2 protein-coding genes are annotated in these 2,081 nt (G+C 25.6%); both read left to right on the forward strand.

Annotation, left to right across the window (positions count from 1 at the left end):
* A partial coding sequence (locus KJQ99_RS09200) for a glycosyltransferase family protein (RefSeq protein ID WP_214150638.1) occupies positions 1 to 575 on the forward strand: 575 nt, incomplete at its 5' end.
* Positions 556 to 1,965, forward strand: a complete 1,410-nt coding sequence (locus tag KJQ99_RS09205; protein WP_214150639.1) for a phosphomannomutase/phosphoglucomutase — start codon at positions 556 to 558, stop codon at positions 1,963 to 1,965. The genes KJQ99_RS09200 and KJQ99_RS09205, both read left to right, overlap by 20 nt.
* Positions 1,966 to 2,081: the final 116 nt, after the last annotated feature.

Below are 2,081 nucleotides of genomic sequence, written 5' to 3' on the forward strand. Positions count from 1 at the left end.
CCCCATTAATGATACATCATGATTTAAAAATAATAGATGAATTTGATAACCTATACAAAAAGTCTTATTTTAAATATAAAAACTACCATTTTATAAATGATAAAAATTTAGGTCAAATTTTAGGACCTTGCGGAGTTATGGGAAATACAATTTTATTAAATAAAAAATTAAAAGAAATAATATTACCATTCCCTAACACATTAGATTATCACGACTATTGGATAGCAATAAATTGTGAGTTATTTGGAAAAAGATATACAATCAAAGAACAATTAATTAACTATAGATTTCATAATAACAATACTAGTAATAATAAAAAATATAATTCAAATCCAAACAATAATGCCCATTTATTAAGATTGCCGTATTTAAAAGAATTACATAAAAAAATACCGATACAATCAGATATAAAAACATTAAATTCTTATATAGACTACTTAGAAAATAAAAAGAATATTATTATTATACTTTACAATGCTATTAAATTTAAATTATTAAAAAAAGGATTGTTAAATATTATAAAAGCTTTAAATAAATTGATAATCAAAAGGATAAATGATGAAACACATATTTAGAGAATACGATATTAGGGGGATTTTTGGGACTGAGATTAGTCCTAGTTTTACTAAGGCTTTAGGTTTTGTAATAGGTAAAATTATGCTTAGTAAAAACGCAAAAAGCGTAAGCGTAGGCTATGATGCAAGACTTAGTAATAAAGTCTTAAATAATGCTTTAATTTATGGGCTAAATCGTGCAGGAATTAAGGTTTATTCACTTGGACTTGTTCCTACTCCACTTGGATATTTTAGCAATTACGCTTATGAAATTGATGCAAATATTATGATAACAGCATCACATAACCCTAAAGAATACAATGGCTTTAAAATCACCATAAATAAAGAAAGTTTTTTTGCAAAAGAGCTTAGTGATATTTATACTGAAGTTGCAAATCACATAAAAGATTTTGATGATAAGATTGAAAATGCCGAATATGAAGAATTAGATATTAAAACAAAATATATTGAGTTTTTGCAAAAAGAATTCGCTCATCTTAAAAACGCCAATATAAATCTAGCAATTGATACAGCTAGTGGTGCAGCTTGTGAAGTTGTAGCAAATATTTTAGATATTTTAAATATTAAATACGCTCACTATTTTAGTGAATTTGATGGTGAGTTTAAATCTCACGAGCCAGACCCAACAGAAGAAGAAAATCTATTTGCTATTAAAAATGAGCTTAATTTTAGCAATTTTTCTCATCATTGCCCTACTCCACTTTATAAAAATAACTATGTTAAAAATACTGCGACACTTGGCTTTGGTTTTGATGGAGATGCTGATAGAATTGTATGTGTTTTAAAAGATAAAATCATTAAAGGTGATGAGCTTTGCTATCTATTTGCAAATAATATTAAAAACCCTAAAATCCTTTGTGAAGTTAAATGCTCAAAAGTGATTTTTGATAAAATCAACGAGCTAGGAACTTGCTCAATGTGTAAAACAGGTCATTCAAATATCAAAAAAGCTATAAAAGAATTAAATGTAGATTTAGCAGCAGAACTTAGCGGACATGTATTTTTTAATGACAAATATTATGGATACGATGATGCGATTTATTCTATGCTAAGAATTATTGAGCTATATTTAAAAAATCCTAATTTTATTGATATTTTAAACAACTTACCTAAAGCATATTCAAGTAATGAAATAAAAATAAAAGTAAATGAAAGTAATAAATTTAATATAATAAATACTTATAAAGAAAAAATAAAATCTCTTAATCTAAACGCTAAGCTAATTGAAATTGATGGAGTGAGATTAGAATTTGAAAATGGATTTTCACTACTTCGCGCAAGTAATACTAGCCCTTATTTAGTAGCTAGATTTGAAAGTATTAGCGAAGATAAATTAAAAGAAATCAATGATTTTACCTTTAAACTTTTAGATGAAATAATTAAAAATTAATTAGTTAATAAGTTTAGGTTAATATAACTAAAAATTTTTAAAATACCCCCCCCCACGCTCAATATTACTAAATTGTGGGGGTAGTATTCTAAGTGAAAGAAAGTATGAATATAAAT

The sequence above is a fragment of the Campylobacter sp. 2018MI13 genome (genome assembly GCF_018501135.1).
GTDB lineage: Bacteria > Campylobacterota > Campylobacteria > Campylobacterales > Campylobacteraceae > Campylobacter_E.

Coding starts and splice junctions, on each gene's coding strand:
- KJQ99_RS09205 (WP_214150639.1), top strand. CDS start 556: ATGATGAAACACATATTTAGAGAATACGATATTAGGGGGATTTTTGGG.